The following is a 17,912-nucleotide window of genomic DNA, read 5'->3' as shown; positions in this document are numbered from 1 at the left end:
GTCCGGCTTTTACTATTTATTTAAAATTTCTTATTGTTTTACAAACTTGTGAGATGCTTTAGCATTCATAAAATAAACTACATAAACACCATCTGCTAAATTAGAAATATCAACTATTGATTCATTTGTAACAAGATTTCTTCCCATTACTTTTTGTCCTAACATGTTGTAAATTTCAATTTCTTCATTTTCAAAGTTTTCCCCTTTAATTGTAATAGAAGTTGATGCTGGATTAGGATAGATACTAAATGTATTTTTAACTACATCATTTACTCCTAAACTTGCTTGCACTACCAAATTAAAATTACAATTTACTGAAGTTCCGCTTGTAGCAGTCATTGTAATAACATGAGTTCCAACCGTAACAACAGTTCCAGCTGCAGGACTTTGGGTTACAACTGCATCACAATTTGTATTTATTGCATTTGCTAAACTAGCAAAACTTGGTACAGTATAATTTCCTAATCCATCAGCCGTTACAGTTTGTGTACCAGGACAGTTGATTCGTAAAGCTATTGCAGGCATTACATAACCTTTAGCAGTATATTCTTCCGTCATAACTTTAATATCTGCACAACTATAATTCATATCTATAGCGGCTTGTCTAACAGCAATAGCTGCATTTTGTTGATTTGTTGTACTATTTGTTAATGCTAAACCTTCAAGAAAAGCAGTATCTGTTTTTACTCTACCTAATCTGTCCCAAATTTTCATATTCACGGTTGCCCAAATTTGACCATCTGTATGAACTTGACCAACCAAACCTCCCGGATACAAAGCAGCATAATTAGTAGTTCTTCCAACCCAACAAGCATTATGACCATCCCAATTAAACATCCAATGATAAGCTGCATCTGCTGATGTCCATTGACTTGGCAACGCTCTACTATGGGACTGTGCCCAATAATCACCAGTACCTTCGCTTAAACCATTTACTTGTGACAATGAACCTCCGGTTAACCAATCATGTAATCCGTGACCTAATTCATGCCAAATTACATCACCATCTTCTCCATCGTCAACACATCCTTCACCAAAAGCCAAATCATTCCCAGCACTAGAATATCTTGAATTATCAGCACCGTTTTGACCAGATGGATCAAACCAAAGTATGCCAGCATTTCTAAAAGGACGACAATTGACCTGTAATGTTTCATTTATATAACGTAAACTATTATCTAAACTATAAAAAACATTAGCTGCTTCAAAACCATCTGCATTTCTTGTAAATAAAAAGTTGGGATTAGTTTGTGTAAATAATCCTCTGTTTGGATTTTCAATATTCTTAATTTCCACATAAGAACTTTTCAATTTATAAGTTCCTGATACGTTGTCTACTTCTGGCAAATTAACTAATACTCTCTGTGCATTTAATTCTGCAGTATCAGCATCATTACCATCAACATAATTACCAGCATAAGCAACTTTAGCAGAAGATAATGGATCCGACAAAAACACCATAGCAGTTCCTGGTTCAAAAGCTAATGTAGAATTTGATTCTACAGGCATGAAAAATTTTGTTTTTCCAGATGTTTTAGCTGTATGTAGATGATTTTTATCGCATTCGGTACCACATTTAATTGCAATATCTTTAACGCTTAAAACTGCTCCATTAATGGCATCAATTATAACTTCCCATGAACCAGGATTTTCCTCGAAATTAGTAACTACCCTGTAAATCAGATTTGTGTTATCTAATTTATTATAAACAAATAAATTTGATTCTTGGACCGAAACCATTCCAGAAACACCAATTTCCTTATCCGAAATTTCTATTGCTCTTTCTTTTGAAATTTGAGGTGTTGTACTTATATGAACAAGTTCTTTTACAATATTGTGATCCGAATAAGAAATCTCTCCTGAAGGATTGAAATGAACAACAATTTCAGTATCAAAAACAGGAATATTATTCACCATTTGTTGAAAACGCAATGTTTCTCCTGATTTACTTTTACGAACAAAACGCAAATTAATATCGGAATCAGAATTAATTTTCAATTCTTTTAAATTGGATTTAATCCATTGTCTTGCAGCAGTTTCCTTTTCTGAAACCTGCGCAACTAAAAACTGCGTTGCTCCAATTATTGAAAACACAAGGGTAAGTAAAGTTTTCTTCATTTTTTATGAGTTTGATTTTAAGGTTATTACAAATAAACCAAAAAAATTCAACAAAACACAAAAAAATGTTAAAAAAATATTATTTATTCGAAATAAGTTTTTTCAAAATTTGCCCAAATTCGTACATATCTTCATAAGAACAATAAAACGGAGCTGGAGCTAAACGAATAACATTTGGTTCTCTCCAATCGGTAATAACCCCATTTTTCATTAACCTTTCAAATAATTCTCTTCCTTGTCCGTGAAGGTAAACTGATAATTGGCAACCGCGCTCTTCTTGATTTGCAGGTGTTAAGATTTCAAAATCCGCACCTTCTAATTCTTTATCGATTTCATGTAAAATGAATTCTAAATAAGCCGTGATTAAATTTCGTTTTGTAATTAATTTATCCATACCCACCTCAGCAAACATTTCCACAGAAGCTAAATAAGGTGCCAAAGACAAAATAGGTAAATTACTAATTTGCCATCCATCTGCTCCATGAACTGGGTCAAAATCAGGTTCCATTTTAAAACGACGCTCTTTGTTGTGTCCGTACCAACCCGCAAAACGTTTTAATTCTTTATCATTATGATGTTTTTCATGAACAAAAAATCCCGAAGCATTTCCTGGTCCAGAATTCATATATTTATAACTACACCAAGCGGCGAAGTCTACATTCCAATCGTGTAATTCTAATTTAATATTTCCGGCAGCATGTGCTAAATCCCATCCTACATAAGCTCCTTGGTTTTGCCCAGCAGCTGTGATAGTTTTCATATCAAACACTTGGCCTGTGTAATAATTCACACCTCCAATTAACACTAAAGCCAATTCGCTTCCTACTTCCTCAATTTTAGCTAAAACATCTTCTAAACGGATATTCGCTTCACCTTCTCTACGCTTGATTTCAACAATTGCATCTTTTGGATCGAAACCATGAAATTTCACTTGACTTTGAAACATGTATTGATCGCTAGGAAAGGCTTTTTCTTCACAAATGATTTTATATTTATGAGGTGTTGGATTGTAAAACGACACCATTAACAAATGTAAATTTACTGTCAAAGTATTCATAACTCCAACTTCGGTAGGCTTTGCCCCTACGATATCACTCAAGGGAACTGCAAAACGTTCTTGATAATCCCACCAAGGTTTATCAGAATAAAAATGACCTTCTACTGCTAAATTTGCCCAATCATTCATCACCTCATCAACGTAAGTTTTGGTTCTTTTAGGCTGAAGTCCTAGAGAATTTCCAGTAAAATAAATTACTTGTTTTCCGTTTACATGCGGAAAATGAAATTCATCTCTATATTTTCTCAATTCATCTTGAGCATCTAAACTTTGTGCGAATTCGCGTGTATTTTGAAAAGTCATTTGTTTGGTTGTTTGGAAAACAAAAGTAGTTAAAAGTTACAAAGTGTCAAAGTGATAAAAAATGCGAAAATTGGATTTCAGATTATTACTCACAGGCTATATATTTCTTGTGATAAGAAAAAAAATCCCAACCTTTCGATTGGGATTATATATTTAGATAATTAACATCGCATCTCCGTAAGAATAAAAACGATATTTCTCTTTGATAGCTTCTTCGTATGCTTTTTTCATCAAATCATGACCACAGAAAGCTGAAATCATCATTAATAAAGTTGATTTTGGCGTATGAAAATTGGTAATCATACAATCTGCAATACTAAAATCGTAAGGAGGATAAATAAATTTATTTGTCCAGCCTGTGTAAGGATTTAAAGTTCTTTGAGAAGAAACAGAACTTTCCATTGCTCTCATTGAAGTTGTTCCCACACAACATACTTTTTTCTTTTTAGTTTTTGCATTATTAACGATATCACAAGCTTCTTGCGTAATAATCATTTCCTCAGAATCCATTTTGTGTTTTGATAAATCTTCTACCTCAACTGGATTAAAAGTACCTAAACCTACGTGTAATGTTACTTCTGCAAAGTCAACACCTTTAATTTCTAAACGCTTTAATAAATGTTTAGAAAAGTGTAAACCAGCAGTTGGAGCAGCAACAGCACCCTCTTCTTTAGCATAAATTGTTTGGTAACGCTCAGCATCTTCTGGAGTTACTTCACGATTGATATATTTAGGAATTGGAGTTTCACCAAGTTCTACTAATTTTTCTCTGAATTCTTCATAAGAACCATCATATAGGAAACGTAAAGTTCTTCCGCGAGAAGTAGTATTATCAATTACTTCAGCAACTAACGAATCGTCATCACCAAAGTATAATTTATTTCCAATACGAATTTTACGCGCTGGATCTACTAAAACATCCCACAAACGTTGCTCTGCATTTAATTCTCTTAATAAGAAAACTTCTATACGCGCTCCTGTTTTTTCTTTATTTCCGTACAAACGAGCTGGAAAAACTTTAGTATTATTCAACACCATTACATCGCCATCATCAAAATAATCAATAACGTCTTTAAATAATTTGTGCTCAATAGTATTCGTTTTTCTATTCACAACCATTAGACGAGATTCGTCACGGTTTTCAGTAGGAAACTCAGCTAATAATTCTTCCGGTAAATTAAAATTGAAATGAGATAATTTCATTAAAATATATTTAAGTGTTTAAAAGTTTAGGTGTTTAAGAGTTGTTTTCATAAAACACTAAAATTCAGTTTGCAAATATACGATTATGAAATAGGCGTTGTCAAGTAAATTGAGGTTTATTTTACAAAACCCTTTGTTTACTAGGCAACACCTAAATCTAAAACAAAAAAACTAACTACTTAATTACAATTTTCTTAGTTGCGATTTTATTATCTATATCTTGAATTCTTACCATATACATTCCGGTAGCTAAATCAGAAACATTGATTTGTTTTTGATTAGATGAAAGCACTTTTTGCCCTTGAATGTTATAAATTTCTATAGATTGAATATCGTTTTCGATTTCTATATTTAATATATCACGAACTGGATTTGGATATAATTTTACTTCTAAATTATTTTGAGAGAAATCAGATGATGCTAAAACGTTGTTGTTGTACAATTCACCTACTTGTGATACATTTAATTCGTAGTTATAAATTTGCAAATCATCAAATTCAACGATGGCTTGATTTCCTCCTAGTCTGAATGTTGAACTACCAGTATTAAGATTTAAGTTTGTTGAACCAACTAATACCCCATTATTATATAATTTTACAACTCCATTTTTATACGTTACAACAGTATGAATCCAAGCATTTGCTGCCGTTGCACTTGATGTAAAAGTATAATCAGTAACAGAGCCTTGAAATACATAATTTCCGTTTGCTAATAAATATACTCCAAAAGTTTGCAAACTTCCTCCCGTGCCATAGGCAAATAATCCAATTGCAGTTGTATGTGTTGGTTTTTTATGCCAAAAAGAAATTGTTCTTTCTGTATTACCAATTGGTAAGTTTGGAATTGTTGCTGTTGAAGGAACTGTTGTACTTCCTATTCTAATAGCAGATGTCATTTGGCTTGCTCTATCGGTAACAAAAGTTGTATTAGGTGCTGAAAACGGATTGTTTCCTCCTGAATTATTTAATGAATTATTAAAAGGATAATTTGCTATTTGTGAAGGCAATGCTAATGTAGTAAAACTTGCTACATTACTAGTAGAAATTCCTGCTGCATTTGTAGCTTCCACTTGATAATAATAAGTTGTGGCTGGATTTAAACCTGTTAAACTCGCATTACCTGATATTGTCGCATTTCCCGAAACAGAAAATCCAGCAACTTGATTGGTTAAACTCCCGCTAGATAAACCATAACGAACTAATGAAGTTGTAGTCAATTCTTTATCCCAAACAGAATAATTAATAGTAGCAGAATTTGTTGTAATTGATGACGTTGAAACACTATAAATCCCTGGCGCTTGCGTATCTGTAGTGAAACTCAATATAGGACTTGAGGAAGTACCTGCAGAATTTGTAGCTTCAATTTGAAAATAATACGTAGTACTTGGTAAAAGCCCTGATAAATTAGCAAAAGCAGCAATTGCAGAAGTTCCTGAAGAAGAAGAGCCTGTAGCTTGATTAGACAAATTCCCACTTGCTAAACCATAACGAACTAATGAAGTTGTAGCCAATCCATTAGCATTTAAAGAGTAGGCTACACTAGTTGAGTTATAAGTACTAGGACTATTTGTAAAAGTAACTGTTGGAACAGCACTTAATGTAGTAAAAGAACCGGTTGTTGAATAAGAAGTCCCTGAGGCATTATCCGCTCTAAATCTGAAGTAATAAGTTGTATTTGGCGTTAATCCAGATAAATTAAATGGAACCGTCCAAGTTCCAGTTGAATTTAATGAACCTCCATAAGTAGGTGATAATGCAACATTACTTGCACTACCTGTTGCTAATTGGTAATAAACGGTAACATTAGAACTTGAAGTAATGATATTACTAATAGTAGCCGAAGTTGCTGCAATATTATAACTATTCAAAACGGAATTGAAAGTTGCAACTTGTGCGCTTAAAAATGAGAAACTAAAAAGAAAAAACACTAGTAATCTTGATTTCATAAGAGAAAAATTTTAAAATTTGGTTCAAAAGTATTATTAATCCTACCTTAAATTTTAAACGAGTTTACCAAATCCTTTTTTCGGTTAACGAAACCTCAAAAACAAAAAAAGCATCAAAATTGATGCTCTTTTAATTTAAAATACAAATTGAATAACTACAAAAAAGATAAATACATATAACACAAAGAGTAACAACTCTAGTTTATAAAATTCTATTTTAGATTTTAAATAATTCATATTATTGTTTTACGAATTTTATAGTAGCCATAGCATTATCTGTATCTTGAATTCTGATTATGTATATTCCAACTGATAAATCAGCAACATTAATTTGTTTTTGATTAGAAGACATTATTTTTTGCCCTTGGATGTTGTAAATTTCTACTGATTGTACTTCTAAAGCCGTTTCTATGTTTAATATATCACGAACTGGGTTTGGATATACAATAAAACTTGTTGAATTAAAATCATCTCCACTCAATGTAACAGCAACAGTAATAGCAAATGCAATACTTCTGCAACCTCCAACTACATTAACAGCATAATAAGTAGAATTATTAGTTAATAAAGTTCCTGATGATAATGGATTCGTATCAGAAATAGCATCCGATTCAGAAGCAAACCAAATTACAGTTGTTGGATTTACACTAATATTTGCAAGTGTTGCTCCTTGTACAAAAGTTTGTGTTACATTACCTGATGGAGTTTGCACTGAATTTACCGTAATAGTCAACGTTTGTGTTGTTGCGCACTGTCCAGCACTTGGTGTAAACGTATAAGTAGTTGTTGCTGTATTATTCAACGCTGGCGACCATGTTCCTGCAATACCATTAGTAGAAGTCGTTGGCAAAGCCGATAATGTAGCACCTGAACAAATTGGACTCACAGCCGCAAATGTTGGTGTAACACTTAAACCATTAACAAGAGTTGGCGTCAAACGATTGGTTGTTGTTCCATCTCCTAAACGTCCATCAATATTATAACCCCAAGTGTTTAATGATTTATCAGTCTGTAACCCCATAGAATGCTCATAACCAGCAGCAATTGTTTCCCATGTGGATACAACTCCTCTTTGTACTGGCGATGTACTTAATGTTGTGTTTCCATTTCCTAGTTGACCTCTAAAATTATTTCCCCAAGTCCAAAGTGTACCATTTGTTTTTAATGCAATATTATGAAAGTCACCAGCATCTATTCTCGACCATGAAGTATCTAAACCTATTTGAATAGGAAGAATAATAGGACTTGCTAATGAGCCGCTTCCTAATTGCCCTACATCATTTTTTCCCCAAGACCATAAAGTTCCATTCGTTTTGATAGCAACAGAATGATCAACTCCGGTACTAACTTTACTCCAATTAGTATCAGTCCCCAGTTGCACAGGAGCTGAATAATTAGTAAATGAACTTAAACCTAATTTTCCATCTGCACCACTTCCCCATACCCACAATGTTCCATTTGAGCGAACTCCAATTGTATGAGTATTTGAACTAGAAACTGTAACCCAATTAGTCGCGGTACCTACTTGTTCTGGAATATTTGAATTGCCTACGCCACCTTTTCCTAATTTACCGAAATTATCAAAACCCCAAGACCAAAGAGTCCCGTTTGTTTTAATTGCAAATGTGGCACCATCTGATGTTTCAATAAAGCTCCAATTAGTGTCTGTTCCTATTTGTGTTGGTACAGACAAGATAATTTGTCCAGGTGTTGATTGAGTTCCAAGAGTTCCTGTTCCCCAAACCCATAAAGTACCATTGGATTTTAAAGCTACGCTGTGTCGAAAGGAAGCACTTACCATTACCCAATTATTATCTGTTCCAATTTGTGTTGGAGTGCTTTTGTTTACTATCGTACCATCACCTAGCTGGCTTTCAGTATTTCTGCCCCAAGCCCATAAAGTTCCATCTTGCTTTATTGCTAAAGTGTGTTGATATCCTGCTGATATTTTGTTCCAACATTGAGAAAAAACCGATATTTGGAAAAATACAAAGCACAAAAAAAGTAATCGTGTTTTCATTGTTTAAAAATTTAAAATTTGATTCAAAAGTATTCTTTATCACATCTTAAATTTTCGTTGAGTTTACCAAATCCCTTTTTCAGTTAACGAAAAATCAAGCCTAAAAAACAATTAAAATCGATTTCGTTAATTAAAAAGAGGGTTTCATTAACTGAGTTTAATCCATATTCCTTTATTTCCTATATTTGTTATAAATCAATACTAATTGAAGTTTCTAAAAATCATATTGTTGCTACTTTTTACCCAAATCACCTTTGGGCAAAACCCTTATTATTACAGTATTGACAGAACTAATGGATTACCTTCTAATAGTGTTTATGATATTTTCCAAGACAGTAAAGGCTTTATGTGGTTTGCAACAGGTAAAGGATTGTGCCGTTATGACGGAAGTGTTTTTAAAACCTATACTTCTGATACTCAAACATCAAAATCGGGTTCGTGTATAAACGAAGATAGTTTTGGAAGAATTTGGTACAGTAACTTTGATGGCTACTTGTATTACGTTGAAAATGGCGAGTTAAAAAACTTACCTCAAAAAGAATCTGTGGGTTACATAAAATTTGGTATAATTAAAGACAAACTTTTTTTAATTCAAACTAAAAGTGTAGCCGTTTATGATTTAAAAACATTGCAATTGGTTTATACCTATCCTCTTAAAGACGAATATATTCGAGCTACCTATACTTCCAATTCAAAATTTTACTTTGTTGGAGAGCATATTTACGAAATTGACTATCCAAATAAAATAAAAACCTATCCTCTAACAGAAGATTTTAGAAAAACACTAGAAGTACCAATTATTCAAGAATTAAATAATGAATTTTTTGTCGTTTCGAAATTTTCAAATTATTATTACACCTACAAGGAAAATCAACTTTCAAAAAAGAAGTTCAATAGTTCTTTCGATTTTATACAAAATTTAGCCATAATTGATAATGCGCCTTGGTTGTGTACTCCAAACGGAATTATAAAATATGAAAATGAAAAAGCAACGACTTACTTTTCCGACTTTAATGTTTCCTATATTTTTAAAGATAAACAACAAAATTATTGGATTTCAACAGTTAATAGTGGCTTGTTATTTATTCAAGATTTTAAAAATAATTTTATTCCTTTATCTCCTAAACCAACCGTTTTTTCATCATATGACAATCAGCTTTTGATAGGCACCGAAAACGATCTTATTTTTGGATTACAATTAAACGATTTATCAGTAAATACTGTTTACAAAAACAACAGCAACCATCCTATCAACCAAATTATTGGAAACGAAAAAGAAAAAAACATCTATTTTACTTCATCAAAATTTAAAATTTTAAACAATCAAAATATTGTTTCAAACGAAAAATCTTTTGCTGTAAAAGATATCAAAAAAATTGACGACACCTATTACTCTTTTGCAGCTAGTGGAATTTGTGGCTTGTTTAAAGTTAGTAATAAAAAAAGCAAATGGGATAATTTACATAATAAAAATTTAAACGCATCTTTAAATTTTAATGAAAGTGCTTTAATTAAATCTAACGGGAAATCTACAGCATTTAATCCTGAAAATAATTGCATTTATTATGCAACTAATATGGGCTTAAAATTTGTGAATTTAAACGGAGTTAACGAAATAAAATTTCAAAACAAAACACTTTATGTTACCAACTTACAATCCTATAAAAATACCGTTTATGCTTTATCTACTAGTGAAGAATTGTATAAAATCGATTCGAAAAATACGGTAACAAAAGTTTCTATATTTGAAAAACACCTGAAAGAACGCTTCACCAAATTTAAAATTCAGGAAAATTCTATTTTCATTTTTACCACAAACGGAATAATTGAATACAACTTAATTAAAAACAATTATCGCAAAATTTTACCATTAACAAGCGATTTAGAAGTTACCGATGTTGCAATAGTTAAAGACCAAATTTATTTTGCTACCTCTAAAGGAATTATCGTTAAGAATAAATTTAAAAATAAAGAATTCGCAAAACCCGAATTAATCATTAATGAAATTAAAGTCAATGGAATTCTTTACAAAGAAAACAATCTAAGCGAGTTAGAATACAATCAAAATGATATAACAGTAAACTTTTCGGTGCTTTCTTTTATTCCAAACGAAAAAAAGAGTGTCTTATACAAAATAAATGACGGCAATTGGAACCGTTTAGATGCCGATAATAAAAACCTTATTTTATCATCGCTTTCACCAGGTGATTATAATTTGTTTTTAAAAATCGATGCCAATTATGAAACTAAAATAAAGCAAATCGATTTTAAAATCAACAAGCCATTTTGGCTGAATACGTTTTTCTTGATTTACATGAGTTTGATTATCATAGCGCTATTGTATACGTTTTATAAATATCAGATTCAGAAAATAGAAAAGAAAAATCAGCTTTTATTAGATAAAGTTAATTTAGAAAAGAATTTAAACCAATCGAAATTAAAAGCGATCAAGTCGCAAATGAATCCGCATTTCTTTTACAATGCGCTTAACACCATTCAGTCTTATATTTTATCTAATGACAAAAAACAGGCCGTTTCTTATTTATCAAAATTTTCAACATTGACCCGAACAATTTTGGAAATGAGTGAGAAAGAAAATATTACACTTTCTGAAGAAATTAAAACTTTAGGCTTGTATTTAGACATTGAAAAAGCACGTTTTGATGAAGATTTTAGCTACGAAATTAACATTGCCTATGGCATTGACATTGATAATATCAAAATTCCATCGATGTTATTACAACCTTATGTAGAAAATGCCGTTAAACATGGCTTGCTACATAAAAAAGGTGAAAAGAAGCTGACTATCGATTTTGAACGCATATTTGATTCTTTAAAAATCACAATTGATGACAACGGGATTGGACGTCAAAAAAGCGCCGAATTAAATGCCATAAAAAACAAAGATCATTTGTCGTTTGCAACCGAAGCCATACAAAATCGAATTGCCTTACTGAATCAATACAAACAAAAAAATATTGCCATTAATTTTGACGATAAATTCAATAAAAATGAGCAATCTTTAGGTACAAAAGTAATTATAGAAATTCCTATTACGTATTAAAATGAAAGCCATTATTATAGACGACGAAAAAAGAGCCAGAGTTTCCTTATCGTTACTTTTAAAAGAATATTGCCCTCAAGTTACTATAGTTGCTGAATGCGAAAACTTGCCAGAAGGCGTAAAAGCAATCAGAAAACACCAACCTGATATTGTGTTATTAGACATTGAAATGCCTGGACATAGTGGTTTAGAATTATTAGATTTCTTCGATGAAAATGAAGTTAATTTCTCTATTATTTTTACTACAGCTTATAACGAATATGCTTTAAAGGCATTCAAATTTTCTGCTGTTGATTATTTATTAAAACCTATAATTCCAGAAGAATTAGCCGAAGCCGTTGAACGAGTTGCCAAACAAAAACAACGTTTTGAAAATTTTAGAGCTTTTAAAGAAAATTTGCAACAAGAAACCTTAACAAAAATAGCCGTTCCGTCTGGTAATACATTGTTATTTTTAGATACCGATAAAATCATGTATATCAAAGGTGAAGGCGCTTATTCAGAAGTTTTTTGTAGTGATGGCAGCAAACAATTAGTAAGTCGAAACTTAAAGAATTTCGAAGATATTTTATGCTCCGATTCACGATTTTTGCGTATTCATAAATCGTATATCGTAAATTTTAACTTCGTAGTAGCTTTCAATAAATCAGATGGTGGAAGTATTGAATTAGAGAATAAAGCTCAAATTCCAGTTTCTCCAGATAAAGCTCAACAAATCTTAGATCAAATTCAGATTATAAAACGTTAATCTATTGTAAGGTAAACCCAACCCGTTTTTTCAACTCCATCAGCCAACTTTACATAATAATAATAAGTTGCTGCTGGTAACATATGTCCGTTAAAATCTTGACCATACCATTCTCTTTCATAATCCTCTTTAGAATACACTTCTCTTCCGTAACGATTGAATATTTTTAAATTATCAACATCAAATCCTGACAAATCAAAGAAGTCATTTAACCCATCACCATTTGACGAAACTCCTGAAGGAATAGAACACGCTAAACTCTCAACTACAATACTTTTTGAAATTTGACAGGTATTATTTTGAATGGTTACATCATAATTACCAGTAGTTTGTCCCTGTAATTGTATCGGGTTGATTGCACTTGTAAATCCGTTTGGACCAGTCCAAATAAACTGAATTTCATCAAGATTAAAACTACCATTTATTGGAATAGCAGTTAGTGTTTTGACATTATTTTGACAAGTTTCTTCAATATAAAAGTCAAGAACTGTATTAACCTTAACTGTAAAATCAAAAACATCTGAATTACAACCATTATTACTTACCAATAAACTATAGGTTCCTTCTGAATTATCTTGGATTGTATTAATTTGAATAACTTCATCTGTTGATGTAAATCCGTTTGGACCCGTCCAAAGAAAATCGAAATTAGAATCACCTACTCCAGAATCGATAAGCAAGTTTTCTCCAGAACACAATTCGTAAAAATTAGTCGCAATATTTAGGACCGGTTTTTCATTTAGATTAATTGTTATAATGGCATTATCGATTACAGAACAAAAACCTGAAACTTCATACTTAAATTGATAAGACCCAAAAGGAACGGATGTGGCATTCCAAATCCCATTATTTACAATGCTATTTGATGATGTAATTTCTGTCCAAGTTCCATTTGTATTAAAAGTCCCTGACAAATAGTTATTTAAATTTAAAACACTTCTTGAATTACAAAAATTAACCGTGGTATCTAAACCCGCTTGTGGATTCTCTAATTGATTAGAAATGGTATAAGATATAATACTATTTAAACAAGAATTGGGTCTTCCTATATGTGTAATTCTGACATAATAAATTCCTCCATCTGAAACAAAATTAAAAGGATTAAAAGTTAAAACATTGGAATTACTTAGAATTACTGACGGACTTCCATCTTTCCACCATTCATATTGTAAAAAAGCAAAATTAGGTAATGACAAAGTTGACAATTGATTTTCACATAAATTAGGGATGACTTGCATTGGAACATTATCTAAAATCTGGATTTGTTGTGTTAAAACATTTCCACAAGCATCTTCAACTTCAAAATCATATAAGGCAGGTGTTAAATTTAAAAAAACATTGTCTGTCCCATTGTTTACAATATATGAGATATTTTCTTTTCTTACAATTCTATAAATCAATTGGCCTATTCCTATGGCTTCTAAAGAAACGATCGTTTGCCCATCGGTGCAATTTATAATGTCATAATCTACAATTTTAGGATTTCTAAGCACTTCAAACTCTTTAATTATTCTAATACAATTTGTTCCTGCAGGAAGCTTACTATATACTTTAATAATTCTAAATTTTCCTGTAAAGGGAAGGTTATTGTTATATGAATTATGATTAATTGAATAAAAATTACTTCCTGTTATTACATTGTTGATGATTTGTTCCCCATTGATTGGGTTAACCCAATTTCCTGTTGCATCATCTAGCTTTTGCAGACCATATCGAATAGAAACTCCATTTCCTTGATGCTCAAAAATAAAATTAAATGAACTACATAATTGATCCACTATTAATGAGGTTTCGTTTTCATAATATCCAACTACATTTATTATATTCGTTTGAACATTACCGCAAGTATTTGTCATTTGGATAGTATAATCGCCTTGAGGAACATTTATTAAATTAAACGAACTATTAGAAAAATCCGTTATTTCATAAGGCAATGGAAATGGAAAATTACTTGGAGCCGTAATTACTTTTATACTACCAATTCTATAAATATTTCCCCCACTTCCAGCAAAATTACCATTTACAGAACCCATTCCAATATCGCATCCTGGATACTGGTATGAATAAAATCCACCAGGAACCGCTGGAGGGACCGTTATAGTTAAATTATGTAGATTACCACATGAATCTAATATTTGAAACACATAAACTCCAGGTACATACCCTAAATTGGTCCAGCTACTACTAGTTAAATTTTGAGCGTTTGTTATTGTTATAATAAAACTCGACAAATCAGAAGGGACTACACCTGTATATGTTGCAGGTGCTGAAATCAAGTGAACAGAAATAAATGAAATATCTGAAATAGGATTTGAAAAAAAACTTATTGTACCACATCCATCACTTGATACAAAACGTTCAATCGGAATTTCAGGATTTTGAACGGTAATACTTCTCGTTACAATCTTATTACAAGAATCTATAATTTGAATAGTATAAATTCCATCATATGCATTTTGAAAAAGAGGATCGTTAATTGTGTATGGTCCTGGGTGATAATTGTATGAAAAAGAAGGGTTAAAATTTGAAGGAGTACTTATAAAATTAATGGTATAATTCGCTACTGCATTTTCAACCAATAATTGTAGTTTAGCTACACATCCGGAGAAAATATCAAAATTTAATTTCAAATCCTTATTCAATAAATTTTGATTTTTCCTTGTTTCTATTCCACAACGGTCAACCACTCTAATATCGTAATAATAATCTCCATCAAACCTTTGAATTACTTGTTCTACTGCAAAAGGAAATGGAGTTGCAATTGTTTGTGAGTATATAATTGGTGTTCCATTATTTGGAGGATAAACAATAATTTCAAGTTGCAATGGAAAAGCAAGATTTGAATTCGAAAAGTTTCCTTCAACACCAATTGTAACAGTATTACAAGTTAAATTTGAATCTATTTCACTATATAAAAGTACAGGAGTATATTGTTGTGTAAGAGCAAAACTATTTACAACTCCGTTACCACAATTGTCAAAAACTCGAATTGCATAATTCCCAACTGGCAACCCAGAAAACACATTTGATGTCTGGGGAGAGAATATCACAGGTCCTGAAATTATTTCATAGCTTACTGGAATTCCAGATGTAACTGTTGCTGTTAAAACCCCATCATTTCCACATTTAACATTTTGCTCTGTGATAATAAATGTTAAAGGATTTAAATTATTATTGATTGTAGCTTGTTGTTGCGTGGAATTAGAATCTCCATTTAAATATTGTGTTGCAATCACCACATAATTACCAGCGTTCAATCCTGCCAATGAATTACTTTGTGTAACACTAATAGGATTAATCAAATTTGAAGCTAAATAAACAGAATATGTAATTGTAGCACCAGGACTTGTATTTTGAACTGAGAAATTTAGCACACCATTACCTTGGCATGTTTCATGAGAAACTACTACACTTAGAGTAAAATCACTTAGCTGAGAAAACCCAAACTGACAAATAAGTAAAAAAAAAACTACAAATTTCCTCATTAAAGATAGAGTTATTACTTTATTAGATGCAATTTAGAAAAAAAGGTTGCTTAAAAGTACTATTTTTCTTAAACAATATTAAAACCAACACTTCCCAAATCTTCCCAAAAATCAGGATACGATTTTGAAACTACTTCTGCTTGATTAATAGTCAAAGAAATTTTCAATGCTAACGGAGCAAAAGCCATAGCCATTCTGTGATCTTGATAAGTATCGATAGCAATGTTTTCATTAATATGATTTGAGGCCTCTAATGTCAGGCTTTCATTAGTAACTGAAATTGTTGCGCCTAACTTTGTTAGTTCTGTTTTTAAAGCTTCTAATCTATCTGTTTCTTTGATTTTTAAAGTGTGTAATCCTGTTAGATGACAACCTATTCCTAATCCAAAGCAAGTCACAGCAATTGTTTGAGCAATATCAGGACAATTATTTAATTGATAGTTAACAATTAATAATTGATGATTTTTTGTTTTGGTAATAGTAATAGAATTGTCTTCATTAAAAACTGTTTCAACTCCAAAATCTTTGTAAATGTTTGCCAAAGCGCTATCTCCTTGTAAACTATTTTTTTTATAACTAAAAAGTGTAACTTGAAAACCTATTTCAGACAAGGCAACAATGGAATACCAATAGGAAGCCGAACTCCAATCGGACTCAATTGTGAATTGTGAATTGTGAATTGTGAATTGTGGTTTTACAGAAATTTTATTTCCAACAAAAGAAGTCTTTACTCCTATTTCATTCAACAAAGTCAAAGTCATTTTTATGTATGGAACGGATGTGATTTCACCTTCAAGAGTTAATTCTAAACCATTTTCTAATTTAGGTGCAATCAACAATAAAGCTGAAATATATTGGCTACTCACATTTGCAGGAAGCGAAACTTTGTTTTGAATCAATTTCTTTCCAATAATTTTTATTGGTGGAAAACCTTCATTTTCTTCATAACTTATATCAGCTCCCAATTGATTTAAAGCTTCTACCAAAATTTTAATTGGACGCTCTTTCATTCTGGAAGAACCAGTTAAAACCACTTCTTTTCCTTCTTGGATGGAAAAATAAGCAGTTAAAAATCGCATGGCTGTTCCTGCGTGATGAACATCTACAAGTTGGAAGTTGGAAGTTGGAAGTTGGAAGTTTTGCAATGCTTTCAACATAACTTCAGAATCATCGGAATTAGATGTGTTATCCAAAACTAAATTTGGATATAACGCTTGCAATAGCAACAATCTATTGGTTTCTGACTTGGAACCAGTGATTTTGATGGGTGCTGGATGCTTGATGCTAGATGATTTAAGTAATAAATTCATTATTTGGTAACTATTTTTAATCCAACAATTGATAAAATTAATGTAGTCATGAAAAACACACGCCAAAACGTAGCGGGTTCTTTAAAAACGATGATTCCTATTAAAACACTACCCACAGCTCCAATACCTGTCCAAACGGCATAAGCGGTTCCGATAGGTAATTCTTTGGTTGCTTTTACTAACAAAATCATACTGATTGAAAGACAAACCAAAAAACCTCCGTACCAAAAAAGGGAAATGTTTCCTGTCGATTCTTTTGCTTTTCCAAGGCAAGTAGCAAAACCTACTTCGAATAAACCAGCGATTATGAGTAAAATCCAGTTCAATTTATTTCAATTTATCGTTGTTGTGATGACGGTCGTGATCTCGCTTAGTTTTTAAATCCATTTTTTTATCAAAAGCAGCTTGTAAATCTACACCAGTTTGATTAGCCAAACATAAAACCACAAAAACTACATCAGCCAATTCTTCGCCAAGGTCTTTGTTTTTATCACTTTCTTTTTCTGATTGTTCGCCATAACGACGTGCAATAATTCGAGCTACTTCACCTACTTCTTCTGTTAGCTGAGCCATATTTGTTAATTCATTGAAATAACGAACTCCATGTTCTTTAATCCAATTATCAACGTCGAGCTGTGCATTTTTTAAATCCATATTAT

General features: G+C 31.7%; 11 protein-coding genes. 2 read left to right on the top strand and 9 right to left on the bottom strand.

All coding sequences use genetic code 11. The features are described from left to right. Positions 1-30: 30 nt before the first annotated feature. The 5 genes from OJ995_RS08075 to OJ995_RS08055 form a co-directional block, all read right to left on the bottom strand. Entirely contained in the window at positions 31-2,118 is a 2,088-nt protein-coding gene (locus OJ995_RS08075) for a T9SS type A sorting domain-containing protein (RefSeq protein ID WP_264368952.1), read from the bottom strand. Positions 2,119-2,197: 79 nt separating this feature from the next. Then, the gene (gene kynU / locus OJ995_RS08070) at positions 2,198-3,478 is read right to left on the bottom strand and encodes a kynureninase (protein WP_264368951.1); all 1,281 of its coding nucleotides are present in this window, start codon (positions 3,476-3,478) and stop codon (positions 2,198-2,200) included. A gap of 153 nt (positions 3,479-3,631) precedes the next feature. Beyond that, a complete protein-coding gene (queA, locus tag OJ995_RS08065) occupies positions 3,632-4,681 on the bottom strand; it encodes a tRNA preQ1(34) S-adenosylmethionine ribosyltransferase-isomerase QueA (RefSeq protein WP_264368949.1) in 1,050 nt (349 codons plus the stop codon). Positions 4,682-4,856: 175 nt separating this feature from the next. Continuing rightward, entirely contained in the window at positions 4,857-6,626 is a 1,770-nt protein-coding gene (locus OJ995_RS08060; RefSeq protein WP_264368948.1) for a fibronectin type III domain-containing protein, read from the bottom strand. A gap of 238 nt (positions 6,627-6,864) precedes the next feature. Continuing rightward, on the bottom strand, positions 6,865-8,646 hold the full coding sequence (locus tag OJ995_RS08055; RefSeq protein WP_264368947.1) for an RCC1 domain-containing protein: 1,782 nt from the start codon (positions 8,644-8,646) through the stop codon (positions 6,865-6,867). Between the two features lie 205 nt (positions 8,647-8,851). Between OJ995_RS08055 and OJ995_RS08050 the strand changes: the two genes are divergently transcribed. Further along, entirely contained in the window at positions 8,852-11,710 is a 2,859-nt protein-coding gene (locus OJ995_RS08050) for a sensor histidine kinase (RefSeq protein WP_264368946.1), read from the top strand. 1 nt (position 11,711) lies between these two features. Further along, a complete protein-coding gene (locus tag OJ995_RS08045; protein ID WP_264368945.1) occupies positions 11,712-12,458 on the top strand; it encodes a LytR/AlgR family response regulator transcription factor in 747 nt (248 codons plus the stop codon). On the opposite strand, the gene OJ995_RS08040 is transcribed toward OJ995_RS08045, so the two are convergent. The 4 genes from OJ995_RS08040 to OJ995_RS08025 form a co-directional block, all read right to left on the bottom strand. Continuing rightward, entirely contained in the window at positions 12,455-15,943 is a 3,489-nt protein-coding gene (locus OJ995_RS08040; RefSeq protein WP_264368944.1) for a T9SS type B sorting domain-containing protein, read from the bottom strand. The genes OJ995_RS08045 and OJ995_RS08040 overlap by 4 nt on opposite strands. 68 nt (positions 15,944-16,011) lie before the next feature. Then, positions 16,012-17,253 (bottom strand): 3-phosphoshikimate 1-carboxyvinyltransferase, encoded by a 1,242-nt coding sequence (aroA, locus tag OJ995_RS08035; RefSeq protein ID WP_264368943.1) that lies wholly within the window; start codon positions 17,251-17,253, stop codon positions 16,012-16,014. Beyond that, positions 17,253-17,579, bottom strand: coding sequence for a DMT family transporter (locus OJ995_RS08030; protein WP_264368942.1), 327 nt, complete (start codon positions 17,577-17,579; stop codon positions 17,253-17,255). The genes aroA and OJ995_RS08030 overlap by 1 nt, the downstream gene beginning before the upstream one ends. 1 nt (position 17,580) lies before the next feature. Further along, positions 17,581-17,907 (bottom strand): nucleotide pyrophosphohydrolase, encoded by a 327-nt coding sequence (locus tag OJ995_RS08025; protein ID WP_264368941.1) that lies wholly within the window; start codon positions 17,905-17,907, stop codon positions 17,581-17,583. Positions 17,908-17,912 lie beyond the last annotated feature (5 nt).

It is taken from the genome of Flavobacterium lacisediminis, from assembly GCF_025909975.1.
Lineage (GTDB): Bacteria > Bacteroidota > Bacteroidia > Flavobacteriales > Flavobacteriaceae > Flavobacterium > Flavobacterium lacisediminis.
The sequence above is the reverse complement of the archived record's forward strand: the minus strand, read 5'-3'. Positions and strand labels throughout refer to the sequence as shown.

Excerpts from the sequence above, each read along its gene's own strand:
- OJ995_RS08075 (WP_264368952.1), bottom strand. The coding sequence starts at position 2,118 with ATGAAGAAAACTTTACTTACCCTTGTGTTTTCAATAATTGGAGCAACG.
- kynU (WP_264368951.1), bottom strand. The coding sequence starts at position 3,478 with ATGACTTTTCAAAATACACGCGAATTCGCACAAAGTTTAGATGCTCAA.
- queA (WP_264368949.1), bottom strand. The coding sequence starts at position 4,681 with ATGAAATTATCTCATTTCAATTTTAATTTACCGGAAGAATTATTAGCT.
- OJ995_RS08060 (WP_264368948.1), bottom strand. The coding sequence starts at position 6,626 with ATGAAATCAAGATTACTAGTGTTTTTTCTTTTTAGTTTCTCATTTTTA.
- OJ995_RS08055 (WP_264368947.1), bottom strand. The coding sequence starts at position 8,646 with ATGAAAACACGATTACTTTTTTTGTGCTTTGTATTTTTCCAAATATCG.
- OJ995_RS08045 (WP_264368945.1), top strand. The coding sequence starts at position 11,712 with ATGAAAGCCATTATTATAGACGACGAAAAAAGAGCCAGAGTTTCCTTA.
- OJ995_RS08040 (WP_264368944.1), bottom strand. The coding sequence starts at position 15,943 with ATGAGGAAATTTGTAGTTTTTTTTTTACTTATTTGTCAGTTTGGGTTT.
- aroA (WP_264368943.1), bottom strand. The coding sequence starts at position 17,253 with ATGAATTTATTACTTAAATCATCTAGCATCAAGCATCCAGCACCCATC.
- OJ995_RS08025 (WP_264368941.1), bottom strand. The coding sequence starts at position 17,907 with ATGGATTTAAAAAATGCACAGCTCGACGTTGATAATTGGATTAAAGAA.